We start from the raw sequence: 19,068 nt of genomic DNA, 5'->3' as shown, positions 1-19,068 counted from the left end.
CAGGCTGTACCTTCTCCGTCTGCGGGCGCTGCGGCGACCCCTGCGACCCGCGGCGGGCAGCACGACCACTGCCGGTCCCGATCCGAGCGGCGCCCTGCGGAACCGTCTCGTACACGAGCCGCTCCTCATCCTGCCGACTGCTGTGAGGCAGGATGAGGCCATGAGCGTAGTCAAGATCAACGTACTGACCGTCCCCACCGAGCAGCGGAAGACGCTGGAGAAGCGCTTCGCCTCCCGTGCCCATGCCGTGGAGAACTCCGACGGATTCGAGTGGTTCGAACTCCTCCGCCCCGTCGAAGGCACCGACAACTACCTGGTCTACACCCGGTGGCGTGATGAAGAGTCCTTCCAGGCCTGGATGGAGGGCCCCATGAAGACGGCCCACCAGAGCGGTGACACGGAGAGCAGTGAGCGCCCCAAGCCGGCGGCGAGCCGATCCACACTGTGGTCCTTCGACGTCGTGCAGCAAGCGGCGCCGCCAAGCGCGTAGACAAGGCGGGTCAGCCGGGGCAACGAGGTGACACAGGAAGTACGCCGCGCGTTCGCCACGAACTGAGCGGCGACCCCTGCCGCCGGCCCGGTGAGTCCGTCAGGTCAACCGACAATCGACCTGGCGGACTCACCGACGTCCGCTGCGGTGCGGGAACAGCGATCCGCATCTCATGACAGCCACCCCCGCCGCGCCGCCTGCCACACCAACTGCGTCCGCGTCGCGGCGCCGGCGCGCTGCATCAGCACCTGGATCCGGCGCTGCACCGTGCGCTGGCTGACCCGTAGCTGCGAGGCGATTGCCTTGTCCGCGACCCCGGCGACGACCAGGGACAGCAGATACCGCTCGTCGTCGGCGACGTTCGCGCCGGGCCGCGGACTGCCGCCGAAGTCGGCCAGCTCACCGGAGTCCGTGACGTGCAGCGGCGACGCCGCCGCCCACTGGCTCTCGAACAGCGCGATCAGCGCGTCGAGCAGGCTGCTGCCGTGCACCACCGCAGCCGTCGGCTCCCCCAGCGAGCCACCCGAACCGCCGTGCATCAGCGGGCAGATGGCGATCGAGCCGTCCGCGATCACCATCCGCACCGGCAGCGTCCCGGTAGCCCGCGCCTGCTCACCCGCGCGGATACTCCGGGCAACGTTGTCGACCATGCCGGGCTCCTCCAGCAGAGCGCGCTCGTAGATAGCCTCGTACCGCACCCCACGGGCGAGCAGCTCCCACTCCTCGTCGTTCTCCGCCGCAGGCATGGCCACATGGCCGGCCTTGCAGAACCAGCGCATCTCACGGGCCCCGTACGCCATATGACGCAGCCGCTGTCGGATCACACTCACCCCCGTGATCACCTCGACAAGCTGCCCCACGTCATGCCGCCGTCCCGCGGCCCTGTACTCCTCGGTGAGCTGCTCCACCCCCCGCCGCGCCGACTCCAGCGCCTCATGTCCCCGCAGCAGCAACGGACGCAGCGCCGCATCGGGCGCCACCGGCACATAGCGCACCGCGTCCCCCGCCGGCGAGACGGCCACCCGCCCCACCAGCCCCTTGTCGTGGAGCGAGGCCAACAGCCTGTGTGCCTGAGCCACTCCGAGCCCCAGCTGCTCCGCGATCACTGCGGCATCAGCCTCACGCATCCCGACGAGGAAGCGGTACACCCGCTCCTCCCCCTCCCCGATCCCCGCGGCCTCCAGCATGTGTCCGCCTCTCACGACGCCCCCACCCACCCCGACCCACCCCGACCGATGTACCACCCACCGGAAACAGCGTGATCTAACCACACCCGCACACCGGGACGATGTCCGCGCTATCACGTACGACGACCTCCCGACTTCGATACGCGCAAAGTGGCGGCGAGCGGACATGTCACTTCTTCGTCAGGCGCGGCCGTAGCGTCGGTGCCCCTTCCTGCCAAGGCTTGACCCGCCGGTCGCGGAACCCTCCCTGCCGGCGGAAGGAGAGCGTTCAGCATGCGTTTCAGGCGAAGAGCCGCACTGCTCAGCTTCACCTTGGCGACCACCATGGCCACCACCCTGGCCGGCGGCGGCCTGGTGTACGGTGCCACCCCCGCACCGAAGACCGGGGAGGACGCGGTAACCACCCCGTCCCAAGCAGAAGTCCGCACCTCGAAGGTCACCCTCGTCACCGGGGACCAGGTGACGGTGGCCACGAGGGCGGGCAAGACCCTCGCCGTCAACATCCTCCCGAACCACCGCAGTGCGGCCGAGCTGCGGACGTACACCGTCGGCACCGATGTGTACGTGATCCCGCGCGACGTCGAAGCGCTGGTGCACAACGGCCAGGTGGACGACCGGCTGTTCAACGTCACCCAGCTCATCGCCCAGGGGTACGACGACGCCCACCACGCGTCGACCCCGATGATCGTGCGCTACGCGTCCGGCGCCAAGGACACCGCACCCGGCGGAGCCCGCCTCACACGGAAACTCCCCGGCCTACGCGGAGCCGCCGTCAGCGCCGACAAGCGCAAGAGCACCGCGTTCTGGGAGGCCATCGACGACGACAGCGCCCGCGCAGGTACCCCCAAGGCCCGCCTGTCGGGCGGCATCCAGCGCCTCTGGCTGGACGGGCAGGTCAAGGCGCTCCTCGACAGGAGCGTCCCGCAGATCGGCGCCCCGGAGGCGTGGAAGGACGGTTTCGACGGCACCGGCGTGAAGGTCGCGGTGCTGGACACCGGTGTCGACCCCACGCACCCCGACCTCGCCGACCGCATCGTGGAAAGCCGCAGCTTCGTCCCCGGCGAGACGGTGCGCGACGGCCACGGCCACGGCACCCACGTCGCCTCCACCATCCTGGGAAGCGGAGCCGCCTCCGGCGGGAAGTACCGGGGCGTGGCACCGGGCGCCGGACTGATCGTGGGCAAGGTGCTCGACGACGGCGGCAGCGGCTCGGAATCCTCGATCATCGAAGGGATGGACTGGGCCGCGCACTCGGGGGCGAAGGTCATCTCCATGAGCCTGGGCGGCGGAGAAGGCGCCGACGGCACCGACCCCATGTCCGTGGCGGTCAACGAACTGACGGCGCGGACCGGCGTGCTGTTCACCATCGCGGCGGGCAACAGCGGCCCCGCGGCGACGTCGGTCGGCTCACCCGGAGCCGCCGACGCGGCCCTGACGGTCGGCGCCGTGGACTCCACCGACGCGGTCACCGACTTCTCCAGCCGGGGCCCACGAGGCGGTAACGGCGGGCTCAAGCCGGAGATCACCGCGCCGGGCTCGCGGATCGTCGCCGCCCGCGCCGCCGGTACGACGATGGGCACACCGGTGGACGGCTCGTACACCACCGCGAGTGGCACCTCCATGGCCACGCCGCACGTGGCCGGCGCCGCCGCGATCCTCGCGCAGCGCCACCCCGACTGGACGCCGGCCCGTTTGAAGAGCCAGTTGATCAGTACGGCCAAGACCACCGCCGCCACCTCCGTCTACGCCCAGGGCGCCGGCCGCGTGGACGTGGCACGCGCACTCCGGCAGCCCGTATCGGCCAGCGGCACGGTCGACTTCGGACTCCGGGACTGGGACGCCACCGCCCCGGTCGGGAAGAAGATCGAGTACGTCAACGACGGCGACCAGCCGGTCACCCTCGCCCTGAAGGTCGAGAACGCGGGTGAGGAACTGCCGGCCGGAGTGCTCAGCCTGGGAGCCGACTCGGTGACCGTGCCGGCGCACGGGACCACCGAGGTCGACCTCACCCTCAACACCGTCGGCGTGACGACCGGATCCCACGGCGCGCACGTCACCGCGGTCTCCGCCGACGGGCGGACGGCGGCAGTGACGGCGGTCGGCTTCGGCCGGGACGTACAGCGCTTCGACGTCACGCTGAAGGTGCTCGACCGCGACGGCAAGCCGACGAGCGGCATCGCCGCGGTCACCGCCTGGCAGCTGGGCCGCTACGGACTGCCCGAGACGTACCCGGTCGCAGCGGACGGGACCGTCGTGGTACGGGTACCGCGCGGCGAGCACGCCTTCATCTCGGAGATCTTCCACTACAACTCCGACTGGAGCCGACTGGAGGAATACACCTACGCCGCCCAGCCGGGCACGATGATCGAATCCGATCGGACCTTCACCCTGGACGGCGCCAAGGCCGGCCCGGTCACCATGACCACCTCCCGGCCGACGGAGACCAACCGCGCCCGCATCGGTCTGAACTTCCAGGCCGTGGACGGCGACCTCATCCACGACCGCGAGATGTGGCTGGACGGCGAGACGGCCGTGTACTCCATCCCGTCGAAGACCGCGAACGAGCGCTTCGAATCACGCGTGGGCTGGTCGCTCGGCGCGCCCGCACTCGACGCCCGCCTCGTCGGGCACGGCAACCGGACCCTGGACGCGGCCTACCTCGAGGGCTGGACGGGCTCCGCACGTATCGACGGCACCCGCGCCCTGCGCGTGGCGAAGGCCGGTGAGAACGTCCGGGGCAAGCTCGCTCTGGTGAAGCGGAGCGCCGAGCGCACGGTGCGGGAGCAGGTCGACGACGCCGCGAGCGCCGGTGCGCTCGCCATCCTCATCTACAACGACATCCCCGAGAACTGGCTCGCAGGCAACTGGGGCCCGACGGCCACCAAGATCCCGGCGATGACTCTCTCCGGCACCCAGGGCGAGGAGCTGGCGGCCCTGGACAACGCCGTGATCAGGATCTCCGGTACGGCGGTGAGCCCGTACTCCTACGAGCTGCTGAAGTACCGCAAGGGCGGCATCCCCGCCGACCAGCGCTACCGGGTACGCGACGAGGAACTGGCCACCGTGGACTCATCGTTCCACGCCTCGACGCCGGCCACCGAGGGCGGATACGCCCGGCTGACGCGCTCGCCGATGCAGCCGACGGCGTACTTCGGCTTCGACCGGGTGGTCCTGCCGCGCTCCCGGACCGAGTACGTCTCCGCGGGCGTGCCCACCTGGGAAGCGGTGAAGGCGGCTCCCGTGTGGACGTCGGACGGCTCCTGGAAGGTGACGGAAACCTCGATGCTCAAGGCCGGACAGCGCGTGCACCGCGACTGGAACAAGGCCGTGGTCCGCACCGCGCTGCTGGACGCACAGTCCAACTCGGCCGTGCGGCAGGGCGATGTCGGTGTGGTCATGTCGGGCGGTCTGCTCGACACCGCACCGGACCAGTCCTTCTCCGTCGAAGCCGGCAGCGACAAGGCGTTGTCCACCGTCTACCGGGACGGCCGGCTCCTCGGCAGCGTCCGTTCGGCGCCCGTCGCCTTCCCGATGACGGCAGAGCGCGCTGAATACCGCGTGGTCACCGACGTGCAGCGGGACGCCCCCGGCTGGACGACCTCCACCAAGGTGCACACCGACTGGCGCTTCCACTCCGAGCGGAAGGAAGGACCGACCCTGCTCCCCGTCCTGTCGGTCGACTACCGACTCGACGTCGACCAGGCCAACAGCGCCCGGCCGCACTCCACCACCCGCATCGGACTGGGCGTGCGCTACCCCAAGGGCCTGAACGGTCTGAAGCTCGCCGGGGCGAAGCTGTGGGCCTCGTACGACGACGGCACCAACTGGCGGCAGGTCCGCCTCGACGGCGGCCTCAACGGCACGATCGGCAACCCCGCGAACGCGGGCTTCGTGTCGCTGCGCGTGCAGGCCACCGATGCCGATGGCAACACCATCGAGCAGACGGTGACCCGCGCCTACCAGATCCGGCGCTGACCGATGCCGGGGCGCCTGCACCGCAGGCGCCCCGGCGTGCGCGTTCACCCGGCGACCGGGGCACAGGCTCCGTCTCGTACGCCCTTCTTCGTGGAGCCCTGCGACACGCGTTCGGCGCGGCCCGTTGTGGCGGGGCTCAAGCCACCCGCGGCTCGCCCGCGGGTGCGCCGCCGTCCTGCTCGCGCGCGGGGGCCGCGCCCGGTCCGGGCCCCTCGTCGGCCGGGGCGTCCGCCACCGACGGCACCACCTCCGGAGCGGGAATCGAGCGGACCAGCAGACTGACCGCGCACGTCACCGTGGTCACTGTCATCACCAGGTACATGACCCGGTAGTCCAGCACCCCGATCAGCGCGGCGCCGGCCGTGAGCGACAGGGTCTGCGCCCCGTCCTTCGCGGTGTTGACCGTGGCGTTGACGCGGCCCTGCATGCGGGCCGGTGCGTACAGGTGCACCGCCGCGCCCAGCACCACGGCCACGAACGGCAGGCCCGCACCGATGAGTGTCGTCCCGACGAGGAAGAGCGCCACATCGCGGGAGACGCACAACAGCAGCCCCACCGCGACGAGTCCGTAACCGACGCAGCTGGTACCGACGTCCCCCAGCCGCCGTACCACCGTCCCGGAGATCAGACCGCCGAGCGCGGAACCGGCGCCCTGGATCGACGCCATGACCCCGACGAACGCCGCCGGGCGGCCCAGACCGTGATCGACGGCGGCGAAGGCCGCGGTCTCCAGCATGCCGATGCCACCGAGGAAGACGACCATCGCCAGCGTCAACCGGAACAGCAGCGGTGTGCCGCGCAGATACCGCAGGCCGGCGGCGAGGGAGGTGCCGAAGGACTCCTCGACCGGATCCGGTTCCGACTCGACCACCTGGACCGAACCGATCAGCAGCGCGGCCGCGCTCAGTGTGAGCGCCCCCAACACGGCCAGCGCGACACCGCCGAAGGCCACATACACCCCGGCGCCCGCCACCGGGGAGGCGATGCGCACGCCCTCCCTGGTGGCGATGAGGAGCGATCTGGCCTGGACGGCGTCGGACGACGGCAGCAGGTCCTTCAGCAGCGCCTGCCGGGCGGGTGTGGAGACCAGCACCCCGTAGGCGAGGGCGACCACATAGATGATCCACAACTGGCCGGAGCCCCGGACGGCCAGCAGCGACAGCACGAGAACCGCCATGCCGCCGTACATCCTGACCAGCAGCGGTTTGCGATGCACCCGGTCCACGAGGTGCCCCAGCAAGGGCGCGGACAGGCCCGGCACGGTGAGTGCCAGCATGACCAGACCGGCGGCGGCGTTCGAGCCGGTGAGGTCCTTCGCCCAGATGGCGAGTGACAGAAACATGGCGCTGTCCCCGAAGCTGGAGACCGCCTCGCCGGCGAACATCCGACGGAACTGCGCATTGCGGCGAAGAAGCGCCCACACGGCTGACCTCCACTGCTGGCTGGGGTACGACCGGGGAAGGCACCCGTACGACGACGGGTTCCCTCCCCGGTCCTCGGTCGGTGAACTGTCAGTTCTCGCCCATGGCCACCCGCAGGCTCCTGGGGCGCATGTCCGTCCAGACCTCGTCGATGTGGGCCAGGCACTCCTCGCGCCCGCCGCTGAAGTCCGTGCGGTGCCAGCCGGCCGGGAGCGGCCGCCCCTCGGCCCAGAGGCTGTACTGCTCCTCGTCGTTGTGGACCACGCTGTACCGGGTGCCGGTCGTCTGCTCGCTCATGAGTCTGCTGCCTTTCTGACTGACGGTTGAATCGACTGGAAGGATCAGTTCGGGCGCACGACCGGTGACGGTGTGCCGTGTCGTGATCAGGGCCGCCTCAGGCGCTCCTCGACGATCCGCCGCACCCCGTTGCGGTCGGTCTTCCCCGAGGCGTTGCGCGGCAGTTCGTCGAAGAACAACAGACGTCCCGGCCGCATGTGGACCGGCAGGTCCCGCCGCAGGCGTTCGCGCAGCGCGGCCTCGGCGGCCCCCGGGCCGACGGGTGCGCCCTCCCCGGCCCGGTACACCACGGCGAGATGCAACTCGGCCCGCCCACGCAGCGCTTCGGTCAGCAGGGCGACCGCCTGCGAGACGCCTGGGGTGCGCTCGGCGACCGACTCGATCTCGCCCAGCTCGACCCGGTGTCCCCGGATCTTCACCTGGTCGTCGATCCGGCCGTGGAAGAAGTACTGCCCGTCGGCACCGATCCGCACCATGTCACCGGTCAGATAGGCACGGGAGCCGTCGGGGCCGGTGGTGAAGGACCGGGCGGTGAGACCGGGCTCACCGACGTAGCCGCGCGCCACGCCGACCCCGTAGAGGCAGAGTTCACCGACCTCACCCTCGGGCACGGGCTGCCGCGACCCGTCCAGCACCTGGCCGCGGAGGCCGGTGATCGGTACGCCTATCGGCAGCGGGTCCCGGTAGGGGGGACGGAGCTCGGTGCACAGGCCGCAGACGGTCGTCTCGGTGGGGCCGTACCCGTTCCACAACGTACCGACGACCCCGTCCAGCTCCTCGGCCAGCGCGGCGGGCAGCGCCTCCCCGGCGCTGACCAGGTGGGTGAAGGCCCGCTCACCGGCCAGGAAGGGAAGCAGCAGGCGCAGCTGACTGGGTGTGGCGTAAGCGGCGCCGGGCGCCTGGGAGAGCAGCCATTTCGCGAAGAACTCCGGGTTGCGCGCACACCGCGACGGAGCGACGGCGATCGTGCCGCCGCTCGTCAGCGGCACCAGCATCTCCGGCACCGACATGTCGAAGACGATGCTGCTGTGCGCGAGCATCCGGTCGCCCGGCCCCAGCCCCATGGACTCGGAGAAGTGGTCCAGCATGGTGAGCAGCCCGGTGTGCTCGATCTCCACCCCTTTCGGGAGCCCGGTCGAGCCCGAGGTGAACAGGATGTACGCGGCAGGCTCGCCCGCGTCCGGCGGGCCGGCGGTCCCGGTCGCCCGCGCGGAGACCACGTCGGCGACGGCGGCGCGGACGATGCCGTCGGCGTACGGAAAGGGAACGGCCGCCTCGCAGCCCGCCTGTCGGACCTGGTGGCGACGGCGCTCGGCCGGCGCGGCCGGATCGAGCGGCACCGCCACCGCGTCCAGCAGCCAGGTCGCCAGCAGGGCGACCACGTAGTCGGTGCCGTACCCGCACTCGACGGCGACCCGCGTACCGGGGCGCACCCCATCGGCCGACAGCCCGGCCGCGCGGGCGCGGGCGGCGGACTCCAGTGCCGCGTAGCTCAGTTCTCCGCTCTCGTCGACGATCGCCACGGCGCACGGCTGGACCTGCGCCCAGTGCAGGAAGCGGCCCAGAGAAGGAGCGGAGCTCACAGCCCACCTCCCGTCAGTTCCTGCCGTACGAGGACGGTGAGCGTGCCCAAGGTGGGATTCTCGAAGAAGTCGACCAGATCGATCGTGACGTCCAGCTCCTCGCCGAGGAGGGCCAGCAGCCGCATGGCCTTGATGGAATGTCCGCCCGCGTTGAGGAAGTTGTCCTCCGGCCGGACGCTCCCGGTGCCGAGCACCTCCTGCCAGAGCGCGGCGACCGTGCCGTCGACCGGGTCGCCGTCCTGCGACGGATCGGCGGACTCCGCCGGAGCACAACCACCGGCCGCCGCCGATGTCGACAGGAGTGCCTCGCGGTCCGCCTTTCCATTGGCGGTGACGGGGATGCGGTCGACGACGATCAACGTCGGCAGCATGTACTGCGGCAGTTCGCTGCGCAGTCCGTCCCCGAGCACGGTGACGTCCAGGGCCGCGTCCGGTCCGTCCCCGGTGGTGTCCGGTACCACGAAGGCGGTGATCTCGATGCCGTCGTCCGTCGGACGTGCGTGCACGACGGCGTCGGCCACGCCGCTCTGCCTCCGTACCGCCGCCTCGATCTCGGCGAGTTCGACGCGATGGCCGCGCACCTTCACCTGGTCGTCGAGCCGCCCCACGTACTCGTAGCGCTCACCGGGCAGGACCCGTACCTGATCGCCCGTGCGGTAGAGCCGCTGCCCGGGACGCCCGGCGAACGCGTCGGGGACGAAGGCCGCGGCGGTCTGCGCCGGGGCGTCGAGGTAGCCGTGGGCGAGCCCTTCGCCGCCCACGTACAGTTCCCCGGTCCCGCCGGTACCGACCCGGTGCCCGGATGCGTCGAGGACGTACGCCGTGCTGCGCGGGAGCGGGCGGCCGAGGGGGACCACGCCCTCGGCGAGATCCTCGGCGGTCACCGCGTGGGTGGTGCTGAACGTGGTGTTCTCGGTGGGGCCGTAGCCGTTCACCACGACGGCGGGCGGGGCGGCCGCGAACAGCTTCCCCAGCCTGCGTGCATCGTGCTTCTCGCCGCCGAAGAGCAGCACCCGGAGATCCCGGAAGGCGTCCGGCGCGAAGTCCACCATCTGGTTGAGGAGCGTCACGGTGAGGAACATGACGGAGATGCGCTCGTCGGTGAGGAAGGAACGCATCCGCCGCGGTGACAGCAGGACGTCCCGGTCCGCGACGACGAGGGTACCGCCGCCGGCCAGCGCCCCCCAGATCTCCAGCGTCGCCGCGTCGAAGGCGGGATTGGAGACATGGGCGACCCGGTCGGCGGGGCCGAACGTCACGAAGTCCGCGTCCGGCACCAGCCGTACGACGGCTCGGTGCGGCACCACCACCGCCTTGGGACGGCCCGTCGAGCCCGAGGTGCAGATCACGTAGGCGACATCGGCGCCGGTGACCTGCGCCGGGACCACCGGGGCGTCGTCGGTGACGAGCAGCTTCTCCAGCAAGTGGGTGGGCACGACCTCTGCGAGCAGTTCGGCCGCGGCGTCGTCCGCGACGACGGCCACCGTCGCCGCGGTACGCACGATGTGCCGGGTGCGCTCGGCCGGCTGAGCGATGTCCACCGGCAGGTAGGCGGCGCCCGCGTACAGGATGCCGAGGCATGTGGTGACCGATGCGATGCCACGCTCCATGGGCACGGCCACCACCGCGCCGCGGCCGATCCCGGCCGTCCGGAGCCCCGCGGCCACAACGCTCGCCCGCCGGTCCAGCTCCCCGTACGTGAGCGTCGTCCGCCCGTGTCGCACCGCCACCGCGCCGGGGTGCTCCACGGCCCGGCGGTGCACCCTTTCGTGGATCGGTACGAACACGTCGAGCGCGTCCGTACCGCACTCCGGTAGCGGGGTGTCCGGTTGCGCGAAGGCATCGTCGATGGCCGCCACCATGCGTCGGTGCAGCGCGGCCGCCGCCTCGTCGGTGAACAGGCCCGTGGAGTACTCCAGCTCGCAGACCGTTCCGCGACCGGTCCGCGTGACCAGCCACAGCACCTCGTACTTCGCGGTGCCCGTGCCGATCTGCTCACGCTCGGCGCTGTGACCGTCCCACCGCAGCCCGCACCGTGTGGTGTCCATGTAGGTGAGGGCGGTCTGAGCCAGCGGGGCCCGCGAACGGTCGGTGCCGGACCGTACCTCCTCGACGAGCGTCTGGAACGGCACCTCCTGATGGGCCAGGGCACCGGTCACCACACGACGCACCAACCGCACCACGTCACGGGCCGTGGCCCCCGGCCGGACGGTGAACCGCAGCGGGAGCGTATCGACGAACATGCCGACCTCGCCCGCCTGGGCGGGGCCCCGCGACGAGGCCGGCACGGCGAGCACCAGATCCCGGTCGCCCGTCACCGCGATCAGGCCGGTCACATAGGCGGCCACCCACGCCATGAACGGACTGAGCCGTTCCTCCTCGGCCGGCGACAGGATCGTCGACACCTGCTCGTCCGTGAGCAGGATGCGATGGGCGGCGCCTTCGACACCGGGCCGCGCAGGACGGGTCAGGTCGTGCGGCAGGGACAACGCCCCCGGGCAGCCGGCGAGCATCGTCCGCCAGTGGTCCAGCGCCGCCCCGGCGTCCCGGGGCCGTACGGACACGGCCTGCCGGCCGGCGGATTCCCGCTCCCACCCCGTGCCCTCCGAGCCCGAGTCGCCCTCGTAGAGGTGCTGGAGCTGAGTTTCGAGGAGGTCCAGCGAGACCCCGTCGCACACCAGGTGGTGCACGGTCAGGACCAGTTCAGTGCCCGCGTCGCCCCGGTCCACGACGAGTGCGCGCAACAGCGGAGGCCGTCCGAGGTCGAACGGTGTGCGTACCTCGGTGTCGACGAGCTCACGCACACTCCCGTCCGACACGCCCCGCGCGTCCACCCACCGGCAGGCCACGGAGGCCTTCTGCGCGGTCAGTGCGAGCGCGGGCTTCACGAAGCCGCGCCGCAGTGCCTCGTGCCGGGCCGCCAGCGTGTCGAGCGCGGCGCGCAGCCTGATGACGTCGAGGCCGCCGGGAAAGCGGTAGCGGACGGCGAGATGGTAGACGGCGCTTCCCGGGTGGAGCTGTTCGGCGGTCCACAGCCGTTCCTCGGCGGCGGTCAGCTCCCTCGTCTCCGGCGCTCCCTCGTCGGGGCCCGCGCTCAACACCGCCGACAGTGCGCCGAACTCCGGGTACTCGTAGAGGATGTCCAGTTCGAGCTCCTGGCCGATGAGTTCGCGCAGCGAGATCGCCACCTCCACGGAGAGGACGGAGTCGCCGCCCTCGTCGAAGAAGTTGCAGTCGTCGCGGACGTCGTCCAGGCCGAGGGCGTTGCGCCAGATCGCGGCGACGGCCTCACGGAGCTCCGCCGCGGAACGTGCCCCCGCGGGGGCGGGCCGCTCACTCATCGGTCGCACCTGCGGTCCCTGCGGCCGACGGCTGGTCGCGGGTCACCAGCCAGTCGCCGATCGCCAGCGCGTCCAGCGTCGAGCGGGCGTACGTGGCGACCGCGTCGTCCGGCGTCCGCACGATCGGCTGGCCGCGCAGATTGAACGAGGTGTTGACCACCATCGGGATGCCCCGGTCGTCACCGACCCGGCGGATCAGGCGCCAGAACCTCGGCGCGCTCTCCCGGTCGACGGTCTGCACCCGGGCCGAGCCGTCGACATGTGTGATCGACGGCAGCTTGTCACGGTACTCGGGCCGCACCTGTGCCACGAAGAGCATGTGACGGTACATCGACTCCTGACCCGGCTCGATCTCGAAGTAGGTGGTCGCCTCCTCCGCCAGGACGGCCGGCGCGAACGGCCGGAACTCCTCACGCTGCTTCACGACGGTGTTCAGATGGGCACGCATGCCGGGCGATGCCGGGTCCGCGAGGATGCTCCGGTTGCCCAGCGCACGCGGGCCGAACTCCATCCGCCCCTGGAACCAGGAGACGACCTTCCCCGCGCCGATCAGCGACGACACCTCGGCCAGCAGTTCGTCCTCGGCCAGCTTCCGTACGGTGAATCCGGCACCCAGCCCACGCAGCTGCGCCTCGATGTCCGCGTCGTCGAACTCCTCTCCCCAGTAAGGCATCGTCATCGGGGCCGGCGGCGCCGGTACGTGCTGCTGGAGCTGCCACAGAGCCGCGCCGAGGGCCGTACCGTCGTCCCCCGACGCCGGCTGCACGAACACCCGGTCGAACAGACCGCTGCGGGCGATCACTCCGTTGGCCGTGCAGTTCAGCGCGACACCACCCGCCATGCACAGATTGCGGGAGCCGCCCGCGCCGTCGGCCGTCTCGCGCAGGACGTACAGGAGGCTCTCCTCCAGCTTGCGCTGGACGGTCGCCGCGACATCCATGTGCCGCTGGTCGAGCGATGCCTCCGGATGCCGGGCCGGACCGAACAGCTCCTCCAGCCGTCGGATGGCTCCCCGGTGCGTCTCGCGCTCCGTAGGTGACTTGTCGTGCGCCAGAACGGGGACCAGCAGCCGTCCGCCCGGAGCCCTGCGCACCAGCTCGTCAGCCACATTCGCGTACCGGCTCGCATCCCCGTAGGGCGCCAGGCCCATCACCTTGTACTCGTCCATCCCCGGCAGGAACCCCAGGTACTGGGTGACGACGCTGTAGAGGATGCCCAGTGACGCGGATATGGAGTAGCTGCGCACACCGTGCAATGCGTCACCGCTGCCTCGCAGCACCGACGTGGACTCGGCCTCGCCCATGCCGTCGGCCACCAGAACCGTCGCGTCGGGGAACCCGCTCAGGTAGTAGCTGCTGGAGGCGTGGGCGACATGGTGGCCGACCCGGACGAACTTGCGCTCCCAGTCCTGGTCCGGATAGTGCGCGCGCAACACCTCGTACTGCACGTCCTTGCTGTACACCTCCCGGTACCAGCGCCGGGCGAACTCGTCGCGCTCGAACGTGACGGACGGCTCGTACCGGAAGCCGTGCGCGACGAAGTCGACGTCGTCCAGGGTCGCTCCGGCCATTCTCAGGCACGCCTCGACCGCGTCGACGGGGAAGGACCCCGTGCCCTTCACCCCGTCGTGCCGCTCCTGCGCCGAGGCGGCGATCACGCCCTGCTCCCCGACCAGGGCCGCGGCCGAGTCGAGGCCCTGCACCACACGCTGTTCCCGCCGGTCCAGACCGGGCAGCATGTTCTTCTTGACGGACAACGATCGGTCGAGTCCGCTGACACCGAGCACCAGCACGTCGAGTTCCTTTCGAAAGGGTCCAGCCGGATTCGGATGTGTACGGCGGATCAGGACCGGCCGGACACGCCCCCGTCGGTCTGATCTGTCGGATCGTCCGGGCCGGCGAACACCTCGGCCACGTCCCCGATCCAGGGCTCCCGCATGAGCTGGTAGTGATCGCCGTCGGCGTACGAGACACGCAGCGTCCCGGCGCACCGCTTCCACCCGGTGATCTGGGCACGCACGGCCGCCTCCTCGCTCCGGCGGGACACCACGAGGTGCACGGGGCCCGGGTAGAGGGAGGGCCGGTGTCCGGCCAGGCCGGACAGCATCCCCTGCCAGAACTCCATGAGTGACGCGGTGACGGGCCCGTTCAGCTCGGCCAGCGCCTCCGCGTCCACGCCGAGCAGCCGCAGCACGTCGTCGATGGCGTGCTCCGCCAGGAGCCGGCGCGGTCCCAGCCGTGCCACATCAATACGCAGCCGCTCCAGCGCCTCCGCGTCCGCCGCCGCGTCCGGTCCCTGTCGGGGAGCGGCGTCGATGACGACGACACGATCGGCCACGATGCCCCGGTCCGCCAGCCGTGAGGCGACCTCGTGCGCCAGCACACCGCCCGCCGACCAGCCCGCGATCACGGGCCGCCGGCCCCGGAGCAGGGGCGCCAGTTCGCGGGCGTAACCCGACGCCAGCGAGGCGAAGTCCGCCGTGTCCCCGCCGCCCATCAGGTCCCCCTGGACCCCGAGGACCTCGAAGGACCCCGAGATCCGGGCCGTCAGATCCCGGTAACAGAAGAGCGTGCCGCCGAGCGGATGCACCAGCACCAGCGGCTGGAGCCCGGGAGAGCCGCCGAGGTTGATGACGCTGCGCGGGCCGCTGCTTCGGCCCCTGCCCTCACGCTCGTGCCGCACGTCGTCGAGGTACGCCGCCTGACCCGCCAGTGTGGGAGTGCTGTACAGCTGCGGCAGGGGAACCGTGGTGCCGAACGCGGCGCCCAGCTCACCCGCGAGCCGTACGGCCAGCAGACTGTGACCGCCGATCGAGAAGAAGTCGTCCTGCCGGTCGGCACGAAGGCCGAGGAGCTTGTGCCACACCTCGGCGACCCGCCGCTCCGTCCGGGAGAGCGCCGGCCCCGCCGCGCCACGGCCCGGTCCGCCCGGACCCCCGATGCCTTCAGGACCTTCGGTTCCCTCGGCACCCGAGCCGTGGCCGGCGGTCAGCAGCGCGCCACGGTCCAGCTTTCCCGCCGGGGTGAGCGGCAACGCGTCGACCACCACGAAGTGCACCGGGACCGCTGCCGACGACAGCCGGGAGGCGGCATGCCGTCGCAGTTCCCGCTGGTCCGGGGCACCGCCCTGAGCCGGTACGACGTTCGCCAGGAGCCCCTCGTGGTCCGGATGGCGGCCGACGATCGCGCCGGCCACGCCCGGATGGGCGCGCAGCACCGCCTCGACCTCCTCCGGCTCGACGCGCTCGCCGAGTACCTTCAGTTGGTGATCCACGCGCCCCAGGAACTCAAGATCGCCGGAGTCGGTGAGACGGCCGACATCACCCGTGCGGTAGAGACGACTGCCCGCCGGGCCCCAGGGATCCGGCACGAATCGCTCGGCCGTGGCCCCGGGCCGGCCGAGATAGCCCCGACCCACCCCGGCGCCGCCGACGCAGATCTCACCCGCGGTGCCGGGCGGCACTTCACGCCCTGCGGCGTCCAGGAGATGGATCCGGGTGTTGGCGCAGGGCCGGCCGATGACGGGCCCGCCGTCGCCGGTCACCCGTGAGACGGTCGCCTCCACCGTCGCCTCCGCAGGCCCGTAACTGTTGAACACCTGCACGTCGGACCGTACTCCCAGCGCCGCCCACAGGTCGGGCGGGCACGCCTCGCCTCCGAAAACGAGCAGCCGAGGCGGCCACGGGGCATCCAACAGTCCTTGCTCCACCAGGAGTTGAAGCTGGACGGTGGTCGTGTCGATGACGTCCACGGCCCGCTCACGGTCATGGGCGAGGGCGACGAGATGCCCAGGGTCACGCCGCTGCTCCTCGTTCAGCACGCACAGTGTGTGACCGTCGAGCACCAGGAGAACCTGCGCCAGCAGGAAGTCGGAGATGTACGCCGATGTGCCGGTCACCACCCGCAGCGGCTTCTCAGCACCCAGCGAGCGAGTGCGCCCCAGCGGTGTACCCACTGCATAGGCGGCGAGGCTGCCGTGCTCGATCATGACGCCCTTGGGGCCACCGGTGGTGCCGGATGTGAACATCACATAGGCCAGGTCACGGGCGCTCACGGACGGCAGCGCGGAACTGTCCGGGCCCTCCCCGGACCGCGAACCGGTCTTTTCCTGCCCTGCCTCGTGCGTGACGGACGAAAGGCTGAACAGTCGGTGACCGCTCGGGGCGGCCTTCGGGTCGTCGGTGACCAGCACGACGGGCCGGGCCTGATCCAGCATCGAGCGCAGACGGTGTTCCGGCAGCCCGGGATCGAGCGGGACGAACGCGGCCCCCGCCTTCCACACCGCCCAGAAGGTGGTCAGCGCCGCCGATCCGGGCCGCAGGAGGATTCCGACGAGATCGCCGTGGCGCACCCCGTCCCGGCGCAGCCGCCGGGCGAGGCGGTCGCTGTCCGCGTCCAGCCGGGCCAGGCTGATCCGTGTCCCGCCGTCCTCGATCGCGAGCGCGTCGGGTGTACGGGCGGCCTGCCGCCGCAGCAGCTCGTGCACCGGAACCCTGCCGGCCGCCCGGGCGTCCGTCGTGTAGTTCAGCATGTCGAGCAGTGCCTGCTCGGCCTCGCTCAGCAACGGCACCCCGTACGCGTCCGCTCCGATGTCCGCCGCCACCGCCTCCAGCGCCCGCAGGTGGTAGTCGCGCAGCCGGGTGACCTGGTCGGCCGACAGCTCCGCGGTGTCGTACTCCAACTCCATCCACATCCCGCCGAGCACCGATTCCCGGCTGAGCGTGACGCTGAACGGGAAGCTCGTGGGGGCCACGCCAGGGACGTCGCTGCCCGGTCCCTCCTTGGCCAGCGCACCCGCCTCGGCGAGCGCACCGAACTGCGGAAAGCTGTTGTAAGTGAAGTTGACCTCGAAGAGCGGTGCACCACCGAGCTCGCGCCGGAGCGCGGCCATCGGATACCTGCGGTGCGGCATCATCTCGCGTTCGGCGTCGAATACGGCCCGCGCCAGATCGGCCCAACTGCCTTCCGACAGACGGAGCCTGAACGGCACGGTGTTGAGGAAGAGGCCCCGCACCTCGGCCCCGTCGGTCTCCTCCAGCCGCCCGTTGGCCGTCAGCCCGGTGACGACATCCGGGCTCCCCGTCGCGAGGCTCAGCGCACGCAGATGGGCGGCCAGCAGCACTGCCTTGAGCGGAACCCCGGCCTGCGCGGCACCGTGCTCCAGCGCGGTGAGGAGCTGTGGGGGCAGATGCGTGGTGACGCTGCGGTAGCCCGGCTCGTCGGACAGCTCGGCCGAATCGTGGGGGAGGCGGGTGTCGGGGCGGTCGGTGAGGAGGTTGTGCCAGTAGGTGGTGTGTGCGGGGTTGGTGAGTGCGTTCTGTTCGGCTGCGATGTAGTCGCGGTAGGTGGAGCGGAGGGGCGGGAGTGTGGGGGTGTGGCCGTTGAGGAGGGTGTGGTAGGTGTCGATGATTTCGGCGAGGGTGGAGGCGAGGCTCCAGCCGTCGAGGATGGCGTGGTGGTCGGTGACGGTCCACTGGAAGGCGTCGTCGGACAGTACATGGACGGTCATCCGGCACAACGGCGCGGCGCCGATGTCGAACACCTTCGCCCGCTCGGTACGGACGCACTCCCGCAGAGCAGTGCGCTGCGCGTCGTCCCCGAGTCCCCGCAGATCCAGCACTGTCAGCTGCACATCGGCGTCCGTGTGCACAAGTTGGAGCGGTTTGCTGTACCCGGTCAGCGCCAATGACGTACGCAGAATGGGATGCCGCTTCACCACCAGCGCGAGAGCCCGCCGGAAGACCGGAGCGTCGAACGGGCCGGCGACCGGAAGGTTCTCGACGTTCAGATAGGGGTTGCGGTCGGGGTCGCGTTGCATTTCGTAGACCATGCCGATCTGGAGTTCGGCCATGGGGTAGGCGTCGTCGAGGTGGTGGGGGAGGTGGTTGCGGTCGTGGGGTGTGAGGAGGGAGAAGGGCTGGGTGGTGGGTGGTGTGGTGGTGGGTTGTGTTGTGGTGGTGGCGAGGTCGGCGAGTGTGGGGTGGTGGAAGAGGTCTTGGAGGTGGAAGGTGATTCCGTTGTCGCGGGCTCGGCCGAGTATCTGGATGCTGCGGATGGAGTCTCCGCCGAGATCGAAGAAGTTGTCGTGGCGGCCGATGCGGTCGACGCCGAGAACGTTGCTCCAGATCCCCGCGAGCAGTTCCTCCGTCCCGGGCAGCGGGGCGATGTACTCGGCGGTCAGTTCCGGGCGTTCGGCCGTGGGAGCAGGCAGCGCCCGGTGGTTGAGTTTGCCCTGCGGAGTGAGCGGGAGGGCGTCGAGGAGGACGAAGTTCCTCGGGATCATGTAGTCGGGGAGGTGGCCGGCGAGGGCGTCGCGGAGTTCGCTGGTGGTGGGCGGTTCGCTGCCCGCTTCCGGCGCAAGATAGGCGACCAGATCCGTACGGTCACCGAGATCGTCCCGAACGACGACCACGGCCTGCCGGATCGCATCCAATCGGGCCAACTGGTCCTCGATCTCGCCGAGTTCGATGCGGTATCCGCGGATCTTGACCTGTGCGTCGGACCGGCCGAGGTACTCCAGTTCGCCGTCGGCCGTCCATCGTGCGAGGTCCCCACTGCGGTAGAGGCGGGCGCCCGGGGCCGACGTCAGGTGATCCGGTACGAATCGTTGTGCGGTGAGAGCGGGTTGACCGGTGTAGCCACGTGCCAGGCCCGCGCCGCCGATGTGGAGTTCACCGACCACTCCGATCGGGGTGGGGTTCCCGTACGGGTCGAGGACATGGAGTCGGAGGTCCGGGAGGGCCCGCCCGATCCTGGTGGTGTTGTTGTTGAGTTG

At 70.9% G+C, this 19,068-nt stretch carries 9 protein-coding genes; 2 read left to right on the top strand and 7 right to left on the bottom strand.

Annotated features, from left to right (window positions below; translation table 11 throughout):
* Positions 1-160 precede the first annotated feature (160 nt).
* Positions 161-490, top strand: a complete 330-nt coding sequence (locus ACIOHC_RS37875) for an antibiotic biosynthesis monooxygenase (RefSeq protein ID WP_351078785.1) — start codon at positions 161-163, stop codon at positions 488-490.
* Positions 491-660: 170 nt separating this feature from the next.
* Here the strand turns inward: ACIOHC_RS37875 and ACIOHC_RS37870 are convergent, their stop codons facing one another.
* Positions 661-1,677, bottom strand: a complete 1,017-nt coding sequence (locus tag ACIOHC_RS37870) for a helix-turn-helix domain-containing protein (protein ID WP_365693849.1) — start codon at positions 1,675-1,677, stop codon at positions 661-663.
* A gap of 273 nt (positions 1,678-1,950) precedes the next feature.
* Here ACIOHC_RS37870 and ACIOHC_RS37865 point away from each other — a divergent pair, with 273 nt between their 5' ends.
* Positions 1,951-5,652: a S8 family serine peptidase gene (locus ACIOHC_RS37865; RefSeq protein ID WP_401846101.1), complete on the top strand. Its 3,702-nt coding sequence runs from the start codon at positions 1,951-1,953 to the stop codon at positions 5,650-5,652.
* Between the two features lie 136 nt (positions 5,653-5,788).
* On the opposite strand, the gene ACIOHC_RS37860 is transcribed toward ACIOHC_RS37865, so the two are convergent.
* The 6 genes from ACIOHC_RS37860 to ACIOHC_RS37835 form a co-directional block, all read right to left on the bottom strand.
* Positions 5,789-7,075 carry an MFS transporter gene (locus ACIOHC_RS37860; protein WP_351078792.1) on the bottom strand — a complete coding sequence of 429 codons (1,287 nt, stop codon included), beginning with the start codon at positions 7,073-7,075 and terminating at the stop codon, positions 5,789-5,791.
* A gap of 88 nt (positions 7,076-7,163) precedes the next feature.
* On the bottom strand, positions 7,164-7,370 hold the full coding sequence (locus tag ACIOHC_RS37855; RefSeq protein WP_351078794.1) for an MbtH family NRPS accessory protein: 207 nt from the start codon (positions 7,368-7,370) through the stop codon (positions 7,164-7,166).
* An 86-nt stretch (positions 7,371-7,456) separates the two neighbouring features.
* The gene (locus tag ACIOHC_RS37850) at positions 7,457-8,953 is read right to left on the bottom strand and encodes an amino acid adenylation domain-containing protein (RefSeq protein WP_365693845.1); all 1,497 of its coding nucleotides are present in this window, start codon (positions 8,951-8,953) and stop codon (positions 7,457-7,459) included.
* Positions 8,950-12,294: an amino acid adenylation domain-containing protein gene (locus ACIOHC_RS37845; protein WP_365693843.1), complete on the bottom strand. Its 3,345-nt coding sequence runs from the start codon at positions 12,292-12,294 to the stop codon at positions 8,950-8,952. Before ACIOHC_RS37845 ends, ACIOHC_RS37850 begins: the two co-directional genes overlap by 4 nt.
* On the bottom strand, positions 12,287-14,086 hold the full coding sequence (locus ACIOHC_RS37840; protein WP_351078802.1) for a carbamoyltransferase C-terminal domain-containing protein: 1,800 nt from the start codon (positions 14,084-14,086) through the stop codon (positions 12,287-12,289). Before ACIOHC_RS37840 ends, ACIOHC_RS37845 begins: the two co-directional genes overlap by 8 nt.
* A gap of 50 nt (positions 14,087-14,136) precedes the next feature.
* Positions 14,137-19,068 (bottom strand): amino acid adenylation domain-containing protein (locus ACIOHC_RS37835; protein ID WP_401846097.1); only part of this gene is annotated, 4,932 nt, incomplete at its 5' end.

The organism is Streptomyces sp. NPDC088252 (assembly GCF_044740965.1).
Lineage (GTDB): Bacteria > Actinomycetota > Actinomycetes > Streptomycetales > Streptomycetaceae > Streptomyces.
This window is presented reverse-complemented; position numbering and strand designations above follow the sequence as displayed.